This window comes from Pseudomonas sp. BN515 (assembly GCF_029873155.1).
In the GTDB taxonomy this organism is placed as follows: Bacteria; Pseudomonadota; Gammaproteobacteria; order Pseudomonadales; family Pseudomonadaceae; genus Metapseudomonas.
On the sequence record NZ_SSOH01000062.1, the window covers coordinates 17276 to 33030 of the forward strand.

15 protein-coding genes are annotated in these 15755 nt (G+C 64.4%); 7 read left to right on the forward strand and 8 right to left on the reverse strand.

Features of this window, described 5'->3' with window-relative positions; all coding sequences use genetic code 11:
• Positions 1 to 135 precede the first annotated feature (135 nt).
• From E8E91_RS15495 to E8E91_RS15515, 5 genes are all read right to left on the reverse strand, one after another.
• On the reverse strand, positions 136 to 957 hold the full coding sequence (locus E8E91_RS15495; protein WP_280376608.1) for an aldo/keto reductase: 822 nt from the start codon (positions 955 to 957) through the stop codon (positions 136 to 138).
• 78 nt (positions 958 to 1035) lie between these two features.
• Positions 1036 to 1443 carry a VOC family protein gene (locus E8E91_RS15500; RefSeq protein ID WP_280376609.1) on the reverse strand — a complete coding sequence of 136 codons (408 nt, stop codon included), beginning with the start codon at positions 1441 to 1443 and terminating at the stop codon, positions 1036 to 1038.
• Between the two features lie 109 nt (positions 1444 to 1552).
• Positions 1553 to 2206 carry a hypothetical protein gene (locus tag E8E91_RS15505; RefSeq protein WP_280376612.1) on the reverse strand — a complete coding sequence of 218 codons (654 nt, stop codon included), beginning with the start codon at positions 2204 to 2206 and terminating at the stop codon, positions 1553 to 1555.
• Between the two features lie 131 nt (positions 2207 to 2337).
• On the reverse strand, positions 2338 to 3738 hold the full coding sequence (locus E8E91_RS15510) for an amino acid permease (RefSeq protein ID WP_280376614.1): 1401 nt from the start codon (positions 3736 to 3738) through the stop codon (positions 2338 to 2340).
• Between the two features lie 349 nt (positions 3739 to 4087).
• A complete protein-coding gene (locus E8E91_RS15515) occupies positions 4088 to 4756 on the reverse strand; it encodes a class I SAM-dependent methyltransferase (protein ID WP_280376616.1) in 669 nt (222 codons plus the stop codon).
• 96 nt (positions 4757 to 4852) lie between these two features.
• On the opposite strand from E8E91_RS15515, the gene E8E91_RS15520 reads away from it, so the two are divergent.
• On the forward strand, positions 4853 to 7960 hold the full coding sequence (locus E8E91_RS15520) for a transglycosylase domain-containing protein (protein WP_280376619.1): 3108 nt from the start codon (positions 4853 to 4855) through the stop codon (positions 7958 to 7960).
• 88 nt (positions 7961 to 8048) lie between these two features.
• Here E8E91_RS15520 and E8E91_RS15525 read toward each other — a convergent pair whose 3' ends face one another.
• Positions 8049 to 8354, reverse strand: coding sequence for a multidrug efflux SMR transporter (locus E8E91_RS15525; RefSeq protein ID WP_226283772.1), 306 nt, complete (start codon positions 8352 to 8354; stop codon positions 8049 to 8051).
• A gap of 10 nt (positions 8355 to 8364) precedes the next feature.
• Positions 8365 to 9003, reverse strand: a complete 639-nt coding sequence (locus E8E91_RS15530; RefSeq protein WP_280376623.1) for an NAD(P)H-dependent oxidoreductase — start codon at positions 9001 to 9003, stop codon at positions 8365 to 8367.
• Positions 9004 to 9141: 138 nt separating this feature from the next.
• Here E8E91_RS15530 and E8E91_RS15535 point away from each other — a divergent pair, with 138 nt between their 5' ends.
• The 3 genes from E8E91_RS15535 to mdtI all read left to right on the forward strand — a co-directional run bounded on the left by E8E91_RS15535 (position 9142) and on the right by mdtI (position 11143).
• The gene (locus tag E8E91_RS15535; protein WP_280376626.1) at positions 9142 to 10023 is read left to right on the forward strand and encodes a LysR substrate-binding domain-containing protein; all 882 of its coding nucleotides are present in this window, start codon (positions 9142 to 9144) and stop codon (positions 10021 to 10023) included.
• Positions 10024 to 10460: 437 nt separating this feature from the next.
• Positions 10461 to 10817 (forward strand): multidrug efflux SMR transporter, encoded by a 357-nt coding sequence (locus E8E91_RS15540; protein WP_280376628.1) that lies wholly within the window; start codon positions 10461 to 10463, stop codon positions 10815 to 10817.
• The gene (gene mdtI, locus E8E91_RS15545; protein WP_280376630.1) at positions 10814 to 11143 is read left to right on the forward strand and encodes a multidrug/spermidine efflux SMR transporter subunit MdtI; all 330 of its coding nucleotides are present in this window, start codon (positions 10814 to 10816) and stop codon (positions 11141 to 11143) included. The genes E8E91_RS15540 and mdtI overlap by 4 nt, the downstream gene beginning before the upstream one ends.
• Positions 11144 to 11460: 317 nt before the next feature.
• Here mdtI and E8E91_RS15550 read toward each other — a convergent pair whose 3' ends face one another.
• Entirely contained in the window at positions 11461 to 13020 is a 1560-nt protein-coding gene (locus E8E91_RS15550) for a sigma-54-dependent transcriptional regulator (RefSeq protein ID WP_280376631.1), read from the reverse strand.
• 259 nt (positions 13021 to 13279) lie between these two features.
• Between E8E91_RS15550 and phhA the strand changes: the two genes are divergently transcribed.
• The 3 genes from phhA to E8E91_RS15565 all read left to right on the forward strand — a co-directional run bounded on the left by phhA (position 13280) and on the right by E8E91_RS15565 (position 15730).
• The gene (gene phhA, locus E8E91_RS15555) at positions 13280 to 14071 is read left to right on the forward strand and encodes a phenylalanine 4-monooxygenase (protein WP_190834408.1); all 792 of its coding nucleotides are present in this window, start codon (positions 13280 to 13282) and stop codon (positions 14069 to 14071) included.
• A 112-nt stretch (positions 14072 to 14183) separates the two neighbouring features.
• Positions 14184 to 14540 (forward strand): 4a-hydroxytetrahydrobiopterin dehydratase, encoded by a 357-nt coding sequence (locus E8E91_RS15560; protein ID WP_151132398.1) that lies wholly within the window; start codon positions 14184 to 14186, stop codon positions 14538 to 14540.
• Positions 14537 to 15730: an amino acid aminotransferase gene (locus E8E91_RS15565; protein ID WP_280376634.1), complete on the forward strand. Its 1194-nt coding sequence runs from the start codon at positions 14537 to 14539 to the stop codon at positions 15728 to 15730. Before E8E91_RS15560 ends, E8E91_RS15565 begins: the two co-directional genes overlap by 4 nt.
• Positions 15731 to 15755: the final 25 nt, after the last annotated feature.

The window sequence follows — 15755 nt, forward strand, 5'->3', positions numbered from 1 at the left end:
AGACCGAGCTAAAGACGTCCGCTTTGTGCACGGGGAAGGAATCGTCCCTTCGAGGGGCTATGGCAAGTCCACGTTCTACGAACGTGGATGTTTACTCGCGAATGAATTCGCTCCCACAGGATTTGGCCCCTGGCCTCAGACCATTTCCAGCGGACGCTTGCGGCGCGGCGGCGGGAAGCTGTGGTCGATCAGGGCGAGGTCATCGGCGCTGAGCTGGAGCTTATGGGCCTCGGCGTTCTGCTTCAGGTGCAGCGGGTCGACCGCCTTGGGAATGACGATCACCCCCTGCTGGCGCAAGGCCCAAGCCAGGGCCACCTGGGCCGAGCTCGCCTGGTGACGGCGGGCGACTTCCCGGATTGCTTCGTTGCGCAGCAGGCTACCGCCCTGCCCCACCGGGCAGTAGGCCATGAGCGGAATGCCCTGCTGCTGCTGGAAGGGCAGCAGGTCGAACTCGATGCCTCGCGCCTCGGGGTTGTAGAGCACCTGGTTGGCGGCGCAACCGGCGGGCAGTTCGTGCAGGTCGTCGAGGTCCAGATTGGACACGCCCCAGCGGGCGATCTTGCCCTGTTCGCGCAGGCGCTCGAAGGCTTCCACCGTTTCTTCCAGCGGATGCTCACCGCGCCAGTGCAGCAGGTAGAGATCGAGATGGTCGGTACCCAGGCGCTTGAGACTGCGTTCGCAGGCCAGGGCGGTGCCCTTGCGGCTGGCGTTCCAGGGATAGACCTTGCTGACCAGGAAGACCTGCTCGCGCAAGCCGGCGATGGCGTCCCCCACCACTTCCTCAGCGCCGCCTTCGGCGTACATCTCGGCGGTATCGATCAGGGTCAGGCCCAGTTCCAACCCCTGGCGCAGCGCCGCGACTTCGCGCTTGCGCTCACTGGGCTGCTCGCCCATGTGCCAGGTGCCCTGGCCGATGGCGGGCACGCGGGTGCCGTCGGGGAAGGTGATGCTTTGCATGGCGTATTCCTCGGAAAGTCCGTTAAGTCGGGATTGCCGGCAGCTGGGGCGCGATATTCCGGCAATGGGCCGAACGGCTCAAGCCCAGGGGTCGTAGGAGCCGATGCTCCACAGGTGACCTTCCGGGTCGCGGCAGGTGAATCCGCGCCCGCCATACTCCTCGTCCTTCAGCGGCAGGACGACGGTGGCGCCAGCGGCCAGGGCGCGGGCGTGCACGGCGTCGACATCGGCCACCACCAGGTAGATGCCCTGGGTGCCGAGCCCGCCGTTCTCGTCGGGCTGGCGCAGCAGTTGGCCATAGTCGTTATTCCGCACCGAGCCGAGCATGATCATGCCGGTGCCAAGGCTGAGCTGGGCGTGAGCGATGCTGCCGTCCTTCTCGGCCACCACCAGGTGCTCGACGAAGCCGAAGGTGTTGCACAGCCAGGTAATGGCCGCGGGCGCATCGCGGTAACGAAGACAGGGAATGGCAGCGGAACCGGCCATGGCGGTGACCTCCCTTTTTTGAAGAACGATGGTTTCAGCCTAGCCCGACCCGCGCCAGGCGGGGCCAGGATTCCTTGCTGCAATAGACCACCGCGAATTGGCGGAAGTGTCAGGTATAGCCCTGTTTCCAGGGGCGGGAGCGGAAGCGAATCGGCGGCAAGGGCGGCTTGCCGGGGCGTTCCAGGGCGCGGGAAAGGTCCAGCTGGATATCACTGGACGGCTGGGGAACCGGCGCCGCGAACTTGAGAATGAACTGCCAGCTCCGCTGCGGCACCGTCATGCGGTAGTCCAGCCCCGCGGGCGTCTGGTCGATTGCCTGCAAGCCGTCCAGCGGAAACTGGTTGGGGTCGCGGACCATGATCAGCGACACCTTCGCGAGCGGAAGCGGACGGCCATCCACCGTCAGCACGACGCGTTCCGGGCGGAAGCGATAATCGGCAGTGGCCGGCTGGATTTCCAGCAGCAAGCGGGTGTCGTCCTTTTCGTTGTAGCGCGGCTTGTCGATCGGGTCGTACATCACCGGCACCACGAACAGGATCACCTGAAAGTCGTTCTGCTGGATCTGGTTGTGCAGGTCCAGGGTGAGCGCGACATCCGCCAATTGGACACGACCGCGTTCGTCCGCTTCCTGCCCATCGACGACGGCCCCGCTTTCCACTCCCGAGCGAAAGCCCGCGCAGCCGGCCAGGAGCAGGCAACTGACGAGAACACCAACCAGCAAAGGATGCCGCGCGAAAGATGGGCGGGTAGGAATGCCGAACATGACCACCTCCTGATGCACTGGCGCATTGCCAGCTGGCGATGGATATTCCGCCAACCTACCCGCCGCTTCAAGCGCCCGAAAAGCATCGGGCCCGCACGTGGCGGGCCCGATGTTCATCGTGAAGGCAGGACTCAGGCGGCGTCGCCGACCGGTTCCATCGCCTTGGCCGGAGCCAGGTTGAAGACCTTGTACAGCACCACCAGCAGCGCCAGGAAGGCCGGGCCCACGTAAAGCGCGACGCGGGTGTCGGGGAAGTAGGCCATCAGGCCGACCACCAGCACCAGGAAGGCCATGGCCAGGTAGGAGCTCAGCGGGAACAGCCACATGCGGTATTGCAGCTTGCCCTGCTCGGCCGGGGTGAGACTGCGGCGGAATTTCAGTTGCGCCAGCAGGATCATCGCCCAGGTCCAGATGGCGCCGAAGGTGGCGATGGAGGTTACCCAGACGAACACTTTCTCCGGCACCAGGTAGTTGGCCAGCACGCCCAGCAACAGGGCGACGCCGGACACCAGCAGCGCACGGCGCGGCACGCCGTTGGAGGTGACGGCAAAGGCGCGCGGCGCCTGGCCTTGCTGGGCCAGGCTGTAGAGCATGCGGCCGGTGCTGAAGATGCCGCCGTTGCAGGACGACAGCGCAGCGGTAATCACCACGAAGTTGATGATGCCGGCCGCAGTCTTGATGCCGAGGCTTTCGAAGGTCATCACGAAGGGGCTGCCCTGGGAGCCGATCTCGTTCCACGGATAAATGGAGAGGATCACGAACAGCGCGCCGACATAGAACAGCAGGATGCGCCAGAACACCGAGCCGATGGCCTGGGGAATGGTCTTCTGCGGGTTCTTCGCTTCGCCGGCGGTCAGGCCGATCATCTCAACGCCGAGGTAGGCGAACATCACCATCTGCAGCGACATCAGCACGCCCTGCACGCCATTGGGCATGAAGCCGCCGTGTTCCCAGAGGTTGGAGATGCCGGTGGCGATTCCGTCATTGCCGAAGCCGAAGACGATCATGCCGGTACCAGCCACCACCATCGCGACGATGGTGACGATCTTGATCAGGGCGAACCAGAACTCGAATTCACCGAAGGCACGCACGGCGATGAGGTTGACGCCGCCCATGCTGATCAGCGCCGCCAGGGCCCAGATCCAGCGCGGTACTTCGGGGAACCAGACGCCCATATAGATAGCGACGGCGGTGATTTCCGCCACGCAGGTCACCAGCCAGAGGAACCAGTAGTTCCAGCCGGTGAGGAAGCCCGCCAGCGGGCCGAGGTAATCCTGGGCGTAGCGGCTGAAGAAGCCGGCCACCGGGTTATGCACAGCCATCTCACCGAGGGCGCGCATGATCACCAGGATGGCGAGTCCGCCGATGATGTAGGAGAGCATGATGGCCGGGCCAGCCATCTGGATGGCCTTGGCCGAACCGAGGAACAGGCCGACGCCAATGCAGGCGCCCAGGGCCATCAGGCGGATGTGACGCTCACCGAGGTCTCGGTGCAGCGATTCATGTTGTGGCTGATGATCAGCAACCGACATGGGGGGTACCTCATCTTGTAGTTGTCGAGGAGTCAGCCGCGTAGCCGAAAAGCCGGGTCGTGGTAACGACCCTTGGCCGCCTGAAAGGCCCGTCCTTGTGGGGCGGAACAGTCCGGCGGGCGCACACGCGTCCGAGATCGGCGGCGAGTCTTGCACAAAGATGAAGCGACGTCATGCCTACTTTTGGTGCACATCCGTACCAGAGGAAGCGGAAAAAGCGGCGATGCATGCCATCGCCCCAAAAGACCGGAAAGGATCGACAGGATGTCCCGCGTGAGGGTCGGAAAACCCCAGAATCGCCCATGGGCTTTCGGCCGAACGGTCGCTGCCGCAGTTTGAGGATTTCTCCTCAGGGGCTTGCCTCGACCAGCAACGACAGCGGTTCGCCGGTATCCGGATGGGCCGGTTCGCGCAGGGCGTCGATGTAATAGCCGCTGTCACGCAGCAACTCGCACCAGGATTCCAGCGTGCGGAAGTACCAGGGCATGGGCTCGGGGAATTCGCCCTCGAAGGCGTCGAAGGTTTCGCGGCGCCAACCATTGCGATAGCCCTCCTCGCCGCGGGCCTGCCAGGGATGGACGGTCTGGATCAGCAATGCGCCCTCCTCCATCAGCAGCTCATGCAGGGCAATGAGCAATGGCTCCAACTGCTCCTCGAACAGCGAGAAGTTGCACACCACCACGTCGAAACTGCCCAACTGGCGGGGATCGTCCTGCAATTGCGCGTAATCCAGGCAACGGAATTCACCGCCGGCGGCCTGCGCCGCTTCCACCAGGGGCGCCGATGCATCGATGCCCAGCACCGAAAATCCGTGCCCGGTAAGCGCCCTGCTCAGCCAGCCTTCACCGCATCCGAGGTCCAGCACCCGCGCCGGCCGACGAGCCAACACGGCCTCGACGACGGCCCGGTCAGTGGCCAATTGCCTGCTTCTGATACGACTTTCCCTCACCGCACGGGTCCAAGCTAGAGCGTTGGCGCGCCAGCTGTGGTCGAGTTGCATCCGATTGTCGCCTGTCATTGCTTCACTCCTGTTTTGCCGCCACTCCGCCATGCAGCCAGCCGGCGACCTACTAAGATTGCAAGCAAGAGCGGCAACAGGCCAGGCCGGTGGACTATGGGCGCAATATGGCAATCCGACGCAGCAAGAAAAGAGGTACCCCAAGGCCCTCTCCATGGCTCGGGCGTCCCGCCGGAAAAGCCGCCGCGCCGCAAGCACCGCTTGCTGTTCTGGAGCATCTTCCTGGTGACCGCCGGCATCGTCGGCGTTGCCGCTACACACGAAATGCAGACCTCGCGCTTCCAGGCCCGAGAAATCAGCCGTTACGCCGCAACGCTCAGCTACAAGCTCGAGGATGGCCCCAGCAAGTCCATCCGTTACCCTGGTGACGGCCCGTTCGACCGCCGCCTTGGCTACGCCTCGCTGCCGCAGATGCTCGATCGCCTGGAAAAACGTGGCTATCAGGTCCAGCAACAGACGCGCTTCTCCCCGGCGCTGATCAGCTATGTCGAACACGGCTTGTTCCCGCCGTACCGCGAGAAGATCCAGGCCGGCATCAATATCTGTGATTGCCGCGGTCTGCCCTTCTATCAGTTCAGTTATCCACAGCAGCGTTACCCGGACTTCACCAGCATTCCGCCGCTGCTGGTCAGCAGTCTGCTGTTCATCGAGAACCGCAAGTTGCTGGACCGCGAAACGCCCCTGGCCAACCCGGCCGTGGACTGGCCGCGCTTTTCCAAGGCCGCGCTGACCCAGGTGGGCAAGGCCATCGACTACGAAGGCCAGTCAGCCGGCGGCAGCACCCTGGCCACCCAGCTGGAGAAATACCGCCACTCGCCCTTCGGCCGCACCGTTTCCGCTTCCGAGAAGATTCGCCAGATGGTCTCCGCCAGCGTGCGTGCCTACCAGCAAGGCCCGCAAACCCTGGCGGCGCGTGAACGCATCGTCACGGACTACCTGAACAGCGTGCCGCTCTCGGCTGCGCCGGGGCACGGCGAGGTGCACGGCATCGCCGACGGCCTGCGGGTTTGGTACGGAGCGGACTTCAACCGGGTCAACAAGACCCTGGCGGACGACAGCAGCGACCTGGCCGCACGCGGCCTGGCCATGCGCCAGGTGCTCTCGCTGTTCATCGCCCAACGTCGCCCTTCCTATTACCTGTCCAGCGCCCATGAAGAGCTGAACGCCCTCACCGACAGCCATATCCGCGTGTTGGCCAGCGCCGGTGTCATCAATACGCCGCTACGCGATGCTGCCCTCAGCGCCAAGCTGCGTTTCCGCAACTGGGTGGAAGAACCGGCCATCCAGGCGGTGGAAGCGAACAAGGGCATCAGCGTCGCCCGCAGTCGTCTCTCGGGCATGTTGAATATGCCGCTCTACGACCTCGACCGCCTCGACCTGACCGCCAGCAGTACCCTGCAGAGCGAGTTGCAGAACGCCGTCACCGAGTACCTGCGGCAGCTGGCCGATCCGGCCTTCGCCGAACAGGTGGGTCTGTATGGCGAACGCCTGCTGTCACCGGAAAAGACCCGCGAAGTGCGCTACAGCTTCACCCTCTTCGAACGCACGCCATCGGGTAACCGCGTGCGGGTGCAGACCGACAACACCGACCAGCCCTTCGACATCAACGAGGGCAGCAAGCTGGAACTGGGCTCCACTGCCAAGCTACGGGTGCTGGCCACCTACCTGGAGAACGTCGCCACCCTGCACCAGCGCTACGCCGGGCTACCCGTGGACGAGCTGCGCAAGGTACCGGTCGACCCGCTCGACTTCATCAGCCGCTGGGCCATCGACTACCTGATCCAGACCAAGGACCGCGACCTCAGCGCCATGCTCCAGGCGGCCCTGGATCGCACCTATTCCGCCAGCCCCTACGAAGCCTTTTTCACCGGCGGCGGGCTGCACGCCTTCAACAACTTCCGCAAAGAGGACAACGGCCGCCGGCCCTCCCTGCGCGATGCCCTGCGTGAATCCATCAACCTGCCGTTCGTGCGCCTGTTGCGCGATGTGGTGCGGCACGACATGTACCGCCCCGACGGCGGCAAGATGCAGCTCCTGACCGACGACAAGGACCCACGCCGCCAGGGCTATCTGGACCTGTTCGTCTCCCGCGAGAGCCAGACCTACCTGCGCCGCTTCTGGAACAAGTACCAGGGCAAGGATGCGGACCAGCGCCTGGCCACCTTCCTCGACGGCCTCAACCCCTGGGGCGCGCGGATGGCCGCCATCCACCGCTACCTGCAGCCGCAGGCCGACATGGCCACCTTCGCCACCTTCATGCGCGAGCGGGTGCCCAAGGCCAACCCGCCGCTGACCGACAAGCGCATCGAGGATCTCTACACGCGCTACGGACCGGGCGCCTTCAACCTCAACGACCAGGGCTACGTGGCCCGCGTCCACCCGCTGGAGCTCTGGTTGCTCGGGTATCTGCAGGCGCACCCGACGGCAACCTACCGCGACGCCGTGGAAGCCAGTGGCGGCGAGCGCCGCGAAGTCTATGGCTGGCTGTTCAAGTCCAAGCGCAAATACGCCCGCGACAAGCGCATCCGCATCATGCTGGAGGTGGAAGCCTTCCTCGACATCCACGAGCACTGGAAGTCCCTGGGTTACCCCTTCGACCACCTGGTGCCGTCGCTGGCCACTGCCCTGGGCAGCTCCGGCGACCGTCCGGCGGCGCTGGCGGAACTCATGGGCATCATCCTCAACGATGGTGTGCGCCAGTCCACCCTGCGCATCGACCAGCTCCACTTCGCCGCCGACACCCCGTACGAAACCCTGGTGGGGCACCAGACCAGCGAAGGCAAGCGAGTGATGACCTCGGAGGTGGCCGCCACCCTGCGCGACGCCCTTTCCAAGGTGGTCGAAGGCGGCACCGCGCGGCGACTGCAGGGCAGCTTCACCCTGCCCGACGGCCAGCCGCTGGTCATGGGCGGCAAGACCGGCACCGGCGACAACCGCATCCAGACGGTGACCCGCTGGGGTACGGTGAAGAGCTCCAAGGCGATGAACCGCACCGCCACCTTCGTCTTCTACCTGGGCCCGCGCCACTTCGGCACCCTCACTGCCTTCGTCGAAGGCAGCCAGGCCGACAAGTTCAGCTTCACCTCCGCCCTGCCCGTGCAGGTGCTCAAAGGCATGGCGCCGATCCTCCAGCCCTACCTCATCCCGGGCCAGAACACCCAGTGCCAGGACCTGGCGCCGGCGGTGCAGGTGAGCAGGCGGTAACGAGCATTGGTGCTCGCTCGGTAGGGTGCACCATGCGCACCGGCTCTCGTCCTGAAACCTGGAAACGTGCTGGTGCGCGCGGCGCACTCTACCTCAATCCCGACACCCCGATGACGATCAGGACCACCGACACCAGCTTGGTCGGCGTCAGCGCCTCGCCCAGCAGGAGGAAGCCCAGCAGCACCGTGCCCAGCGTGCCGATGGCGGTCCAGATGGGATAGGCGATGCTCACCGGCAGCACCCGCATGGACAGGGTCAGGAACCAGATCCCGGCCACCGCGGCCACCACCACCAGCAGGCTTGGCCAGGGCCGGGTAAAGCCTTCGGCGTACTTCATGCCCATGGCGAACAACACCTCGAAGAATGCCGCTACCAGCAGAAATATCCAGGCCATGGCCGCGTCCTCAGAAGGTCTCCGCGAGGTCCGCCAGGGTCCGCTCGGCACGCTGGTAGGACTGCGCAAAGGCGTCACCGCCGAACTCGTCGTTTTCCACCGCCACCACCGTCACGTCGGTGATGCCGATGTACCCCAGCACGGTGCGCAGGTAGACGTCGGCGTGGTTCATGTGGGCGTTGGCGCCGCCGGGGCCGTAGCCATGGTCGCCGCGGGTGGTGATGATCAGCGCCTTGCGCCCCAGCACCAGCGGGGTATAGGGATTGCCCTGCTTGTTCGGGTCGAAATCGAAAGTGCGGCGAATACGCACGATCTGGTCGACCCAGGCCTTGATCCCGCTGGGTACGCCGAAGTTGTACATGGGCGCGGAAATCACCAGGCGGTCGGCGGCGAACAGCTCATCCACCAGCAGGTCGCTCACGGCAAGGTCGGCCTTCATCACTTCGGTGCGCGCCTCGGGCTCCGGATGGAAAGCTGCAGCGATCCAGCCTTCGGTGACCGCCGGAATCGCCACCCGCCCCACTTCGCGACGCAGGACCTCGCGGTCCGCCTCGCGCGCCTGCCAGGCCTTGAGGAACGACTCCTGCAGGCGACGGGAATGGGAGCGCTCACCACGGGGGCTGCCTTGCACGGAAAGAATGGTGCTCATCTCAATCTCCTTGACGGTTGTGCTTCCAGAAGCACATGAATTGGCTGAAACTCAGGCGCTAAGCTAGTTACGCCAGCCATCCCGGACAAATGAACATTTGTTCACCTGGATGAATCTATTTCACCCGTGGAGCTTTCCATGTTTTCCAGCCTGCCCCTCACCGCCCTGCGTACCTTCGAGTCCGCCGCGCGCCTGTCCAGCTTCAAGGCCGCAGCCGAGGAACTGGCCGTGACGCCCACGGCGGTGTCCCACCAGATTCGTGGCCTGGAAAGCTGGCTGGGGGTGCCGCTGTTCCAGCGCCTGCCACGCAGCGTGCGCCTCACCGATTGCGGTCAGCGCCTGTTCGGCAGCCTCCACGGCGCCTTGCTGGAAGTCACCCAGACCCTCGACCAGCTGCGCCCGCAACGCAGCAGCGGCAATCTCACGCTTTCCACCACCCCAGCCTTCGCCGCCCTCTGGCTGATCCCCCGGCTTGGCCGCTTCTACGCCGAGCATCCGGAAATCAGCGTGCGCCTGGACACCAGCAATACCCTGATCGACCTGCACCAGGACGCCAGCGTCGACTTCGTCATCCGTTACGGCATGGGCAAATACCCCAATCTGCACAGCCTGTGCCTGCTGGACGAATGCTTCGGTGTCTATGGCTCACCTGCGCTGGTGGCCAGTCTGGGCGACCGCCTGCCGACCCTGATCACCATCCGCTGGCGCAACGCCCTCCTCTACGAACTGGGGTGGAAGGCCTGGTGCCAGGCGGCGGGCGAAGAACGCCTGCTGGAAATCGCGCCGCAGCGGGAGTACGACGAAGAACACTACGCCCTGCAAGCCGCCATCGCTGGTCAGGGACTGGTACTGGCCAGCTCCGTCCTGGTGTCGGAAAGCCTCGCCAGCGGCCTGCTGGTGCCCTACCGGCCGGAGGTCAGCGTGGCCGGCGCGGGCTACTCCACCCTCTGCGTGCCCGGCCGGGAACGCCACCCGCCGGTGAAGGCCTTCTTCGACTGGCTGAGTCGGGAGGTGGGGTGAGCTTGGCGAGTGACCTTGTAGGGGCGAATTCATTCGCCAAGCAGGCCGAAGGTCTGCCCTCCCCGTTAGGGACTGCTACGCAGTCCTTTGGCGAATGAATTCGCCCCTACAGAGAGAGCGCCATCACAACCGAACAAAATAACGAACATACACAAAGCACTGAAATGCCCGCGACACGCCGCAACATCCTGAAATTTGCCTTTCCCAGATCAGACCAGATAACATTGTGTTCATTATGTTGAACACATCGCTTCACCCCTTCCACTTCTCCCGTCTCGCTTCCCGCAAGCGCCACTGGACTGGCGACCTGTAGCCCCTCCCCTCTCCTCATGCCGTGGAAGCGCCGGGCACTGCCCCGTCACCCCATGGCCAGGACTTCCTGCAATCACGTCATTCGCCTCCGGGCGGAGGGCTCTGCATGCCCAAGGGAGGGCACCATGCGTTCCTGGTTCTATCTGTTAGCCGCGATCCTTTTCGAAGTCGTCGGCACCACCTCGATGAAATTCGCCGCCGAACACGCCCCCGTGCTCGGCCACCTGTTGATGTACGGTCTGATCGGCCTGTCGTATTTCTTCCTCTCGCTGGCGATCAAGCGTGTGCCGGTGGGTGTTGCCTACGCCCTCTGGGAAGGCATCGGCATCGTGCTGATCACCGGCATCAGCGTCACCTGGCTGGGTGAAAGCATCAGCCCCTACAAGATGCTGGGCCTGGCGGTGATGATCGCCGGCATCCTGCTGATCAAGTCCGGCACCCGCGCCGCACCCGAGGCCCGTGGCCAGGAGGTGCTGGCATGAACGGCGTGACCTGGATCCACTTCGCCTGGCTGGGCGCAGCCATCGCCCTGGAGGTGTTGGCCAACGTCCTGCTCAAGTATTCCGACGGCTTCCGCCGTCGGTTGCTGGGGGGCACTTCGCTGCTCTGCATCCTGACGGCGTTCACCGCCCTGGCGCAGGCGGTACGCGGCATCGACCTGTCGCTGGCCTACGCCATCTGGGGCGGCTTCGGCATCCTCGCCACCGTTGCCATCGGCTGGACACTGTTCGGCCAGCGACTGGCGGGACGTGGGTGGCTGGGGCTGGGATTGCTGCTGGTGGGGATGGGGTTGTTGAAGCTGGCGTGAAGCTCGGAAACGTTCGGATACAAGGGGGGACCTCTAGGCGATACGTGGCCCCGCTCGTTGGGTTTCGTTCCTCTACCCAACCTACGTTTTCCCCAGGCCGCCGCGACCGCAGGATGGTGCGGGCGGCGTTCAGCTAGAGCGAAGCGAAACCCATCGACCTCCCCCAAAAATCGCAGACAAAAAAATGGGCGACCAGTTGGCCGCCCGCCCAATCATTCCGGGAGAGGAATGTCAGAAACGCTTGTGTCCGCATCACGCAAGATTCAGACAGGACTCTTTTTACGCGCCCGACCTCCCCCGAACCATTCAACGATGGTCTAACTCTCCTCCTTCCCCAATCCGTGCAACTTCAGCTTGTTGGCGATGGTGGTATGGGAAACCCCGAGACGCTTGCCCAGCAGGCGGCTGCTCGGATGCTCGGCATAGAGCCGTTCCAGCACCGCCTTCTCGAAACGGCCGACGATGGCGTCCAACCCCCCATCCAGGGAGAAATCCCCCAGAGGCTGCGGTGCGCCGTAGTCGGGCAGACGGATATGTTCAGGACGAACGGTGCCGCCGTCGCACAAGGAAACCGCCTGGAACAACACGTTCTCCAGCTGTCGCACATTGCCCGGCCAGTGGTAGTGACCGAGCTTGTCCAGCACCTGCGGCGCCAGCTTCGGCAGGCTGCAGCCAATCTGCCGGCTGGCCGAATCGAGGAAGTGCTCCACCAGCGGTGGAAGTCCGTCGAGGCATTCGCGCAGCGGCGGGATATGCAGCGACAGCACGTTCAGGCGGTGATAGAGGTCCTGACGGAATTCGCCTCGGGCGCAGAGCTCGGAAAGGTCCACCTGGGTAGCGCAGATCACCCGCACGTCCAGGTACACCTCCTCGTCACTGCCCACGCGGCGGAAGCAACCGTCCTGCAGGAAGCGCAACAGCTTGGCTTGCAGACGCGGGCTCATTTCGCCAACGCCATCGAGGAACAACGTGCCGCCGGCGGTGAGTTCCAGCAGCCCCAGCTTGCCCTCCGGCCGGGCGCCTTCAAACGCACCCGGGCCGTAGCCGAACAGCTCGGTTTCGGCCATGGATTCCGGCAGGCCGGCGCAGTTCAGTGCCATGAACGGCGACTGCCCACGCGGGCTCGCCAGGTGGCAGGCGCGGGCCAGCAGTTCCTTGCCGGTGCCGGTCTCACCTTCGATCAGCAGCGGTGCATCCAGGGGCGCCATGCGGCGGGCCTCCCGCACCACGGCCGCCATCACCCTGGAGCTCTGGAAGATGCTGTCGAAGCCGCGCAGCTCGTGCTTTCGCACGTTGTAAATGCGCTCGCCCACGCGGTCGGCGCGGTGCAGCGTAAGCACGGCGCCGGCCAGGGCTTCGCTTTCGTCGTGTTCGGATTGCAGCGGCGCGATGTCGGCGAGGAAGGTGTCGTTCTTGATCTTGATCCGCAGGCCATTGATGCGCGCCTTGTTGGCGCGCACCAGTTCCGGCAGGTCGAAGTCCTCGACATAGCGCGCCAGGGGGATGCCCGGCACTTCATCCACCCGCACGCCAAGCAACTGGGCGGCGGCACGGTTGGCGGCGACGATGGAACCGCCCATGTCGATGGACAGCACCGGGAAATCCAGCGCACCGAGCAGCGCATTCAGCTCCAGGTGGCGACGCTCGCTGGGCATCAGGCCCACGCGCTTGACGCCAAACACACCCGGAATGGCTTCCAGCTTCGGCCGCAGGGACTGCAATTGCAGGTTGATCATGTTCGGGCAAAGCAGATAAATCGCGTTGCCCTGGTCTCCCCCCACTTCACCGCGATTGACGTTGATGCCGTAATCGACGAGCAGGTTGAGGATGTCGCGCAGGATTCCCACGCGGTTCTGGCAATGGACTTTGATACGCATCAGGCACCCCTGGGTCGGGTTTTTCCTTGGGTAGTCAGGGAAAAATTCCGTTCTCGACCCTATTTTTCCGTCAAGAATATGTGACATTTCAGCGCAGCGACAAGGCGATGTATGGCCGCCTCGCCGTTATCGTAAAGTTTTCCTTACGCTTTCAATGGCCTGTGAATGCCCGTGCAGCCCGCGCCCCTGCTGCGCTGCGGACCGGTCTGCGCTATCGATAGGGCAACACAACAACGAAGCCCCATTCCCAGGAGGCCGAATGAAAGCGACGCAGTACGTGGCCCGTGAACCCGACGCTAACGGTTTCATCCACTACCCCGAAACCGAGCATCAGGTGTGGAACACCCTGATCACCCGTCAGTTGAAGGTGATCGAAGGCCGCGCGTGCCAGGAATACTTCGACGGTATCGAGCAGCTCGGCCTGCCCCATGACCGCATTCCGCAACTGGGCGAAATCAACAAGGTGCTCCAGTCCACCACCGGCTGGAGTGTTGCCCGCGTCCCGGCACTGATCCCCTTCCAGACCTTCTTCGAACTGCTGGCCAGCCAGCAATTCCCGGTAGCCACCTTCATCCGCACCCCGGAGGAGCTGGACTATCTGCAGGAACCGGACATCTTCCACGAGATCTTTGGCCACTGCCCGCTGCTGACGAACCCCTGGTTCGCCGAGTTCACCCACACCTACGGCAAGCTCGGACTCAAGGCCACCAAGGAGGAGCGCGTCTACCTCGCCCGCCTGTACTGGATGACCATCGAATTCGGCTTGATGGAAACCTCGCAGGGTCGTCGCATCTACGGCGGCGGCATCCTCTCCTCGCCGAAGGAGACCGTCTACGCTCTGTCGGGCGAGCCCGAGCACCAGGCCTTCGACCCGCTGGAGTGCATGCGCACCCCGTATCGAATCGACATCCTGCAGCCGCTGTACTTCGTACTGCCGGACCTCAAGCGCCTGTTCGACCTGGCCCACGAAGACATCATGGCGCTGGTGCACAAAGCCATGGGCATGGGCCTGCACGCGCCGAAATTCCCGCCGAAGCCGAAGGCCGCCTGATTATTTTCGTAGGTTGGGCTGAGCTCGGCGAAGCCCAACAATCCGCGCGTTGGGCTTCGCTCCGCTCGCGGAACGCCGCCCGACCCAACCGACAAGAACAATGGAGAATCCTATGACCGCCCTGTCCCAAGCCCATTGCGAAGCCTGCCGCGCCGACGCCCCGCTGGTATCCGACGAAGAACTGGCCGTGCTGATCAAGCAGATCCCCGACTGGAACATCGAAGTGCGTGACGGCGTCATGCAGCTGGAGAAGGAGTTCCGCTTCAAGAACTTCCGCTACGCCCTGGCCTTCACCAACGCCGTGGGCGCGATCGCCGAGGAAGAAGGCCACCACCCGGGCCTGCTCACCGAGTGGGGCAAGGTCACCGTGACCTGGTGGAGCCACGAAGCCAAGGGCCTGCACCGCAACGACTTCATCATGTCCGCCCGCACCGACCAGGTAGCGGCGACCGCCGAGGGCCGTAAATGAGTCACTTCGCCAAGGTGGGTCGGGTGCCCGGCGATCCCATCCTCGGTTTGATGGACGCCTACCGCCTGGACCCCAACCCAGCCAAGCTCGACCTCGGCGTGGGCGTCTACAAGGACGCCCGCGGCCTGACGCCCATTCCCCATGCGGTGAAGCTGGCCGAGCAGCGCCTGGTGGACACCGAAACCACCAAGACCTACGTCGGCGGCCACGGTGACGCGGCCTTCGGCCGCCTGCTGCTGGACCTGGTACTGGGCACTGGCAACCGGCTGGAAGCCACCGGCCGCGCCGGCGCCACCCAGACTCCGGGTGGCACTGGCGCACTGCGCCTGGCGGCGGAATTCATCGCTCACAACCTGCCCGGTCGCGGCGTGTGGCTGAGCGACCCGACCTGGCCGATCCACGAAACCATCTTCGCCGGCGCCGGCATCAAGGTTTCTCACTATCCCTACGTGGATGCGACCAATCGCCTCGACGTCGACGCCATGCTCAAAGCCCTGGAACAGGTGCCCAAAGGCGACGTGGTATTGCTCCATGCCTGCTGCCACAACCCCACCGGCTTCGACCTGTCCCAGGACGACTGGCGCAAGGTGCTGGAAGTGGTCAAGGCACGCGAACTGCTGCCGCTGATCGACTTCGCCTACCAGGGTTTCGGCGATGGTCTGGAGCAGGACGCCTGGGCCGTACGCCTGTTCGCCGAAGCGCTGCCGGAACTGCTGGTCACCAGCTCCTGCTCGAAGAACTTCGGTCTCTACCGCGAACGCACCGGCGCCCTGATCGTCTGCGCCGCTGACGCGGAAAAACTGACCGACGTGCGCAGCCAACTGGCCTTCCTCGCCCGCAACCTGTGGTCCACCCCGCCGGCCCACGGCGCAGCAGTGGTCGCTACCATTCTCGGGGATGCCTCCCTCAAGGCCCAATGGGTCGAGGAACTGGAAGGCATGCGCAAGCGCGTCGCCGACCTGCGTCGTGGCCTGGTGGAAGCCCTGCACCCCTTCGGGCTTGCAGAACGCTTCGCCCACATCGGCGAGCAACGCGGCATGTTCTCCTACACCGGCCTCTCGCCGGAGCAGGTAGCCAGGCTGCGCGCCGAGTTCAGCGTGTACATGGTAAGCACCGGCCGCGCCAACGTGGCCGGTCTGGACTTCAGCCGGATCGACGATCTGGCCAAGGCAATCGCCAAGGTGTGCTGAGGGCCCCCGCTACCCTCTCCCTGAA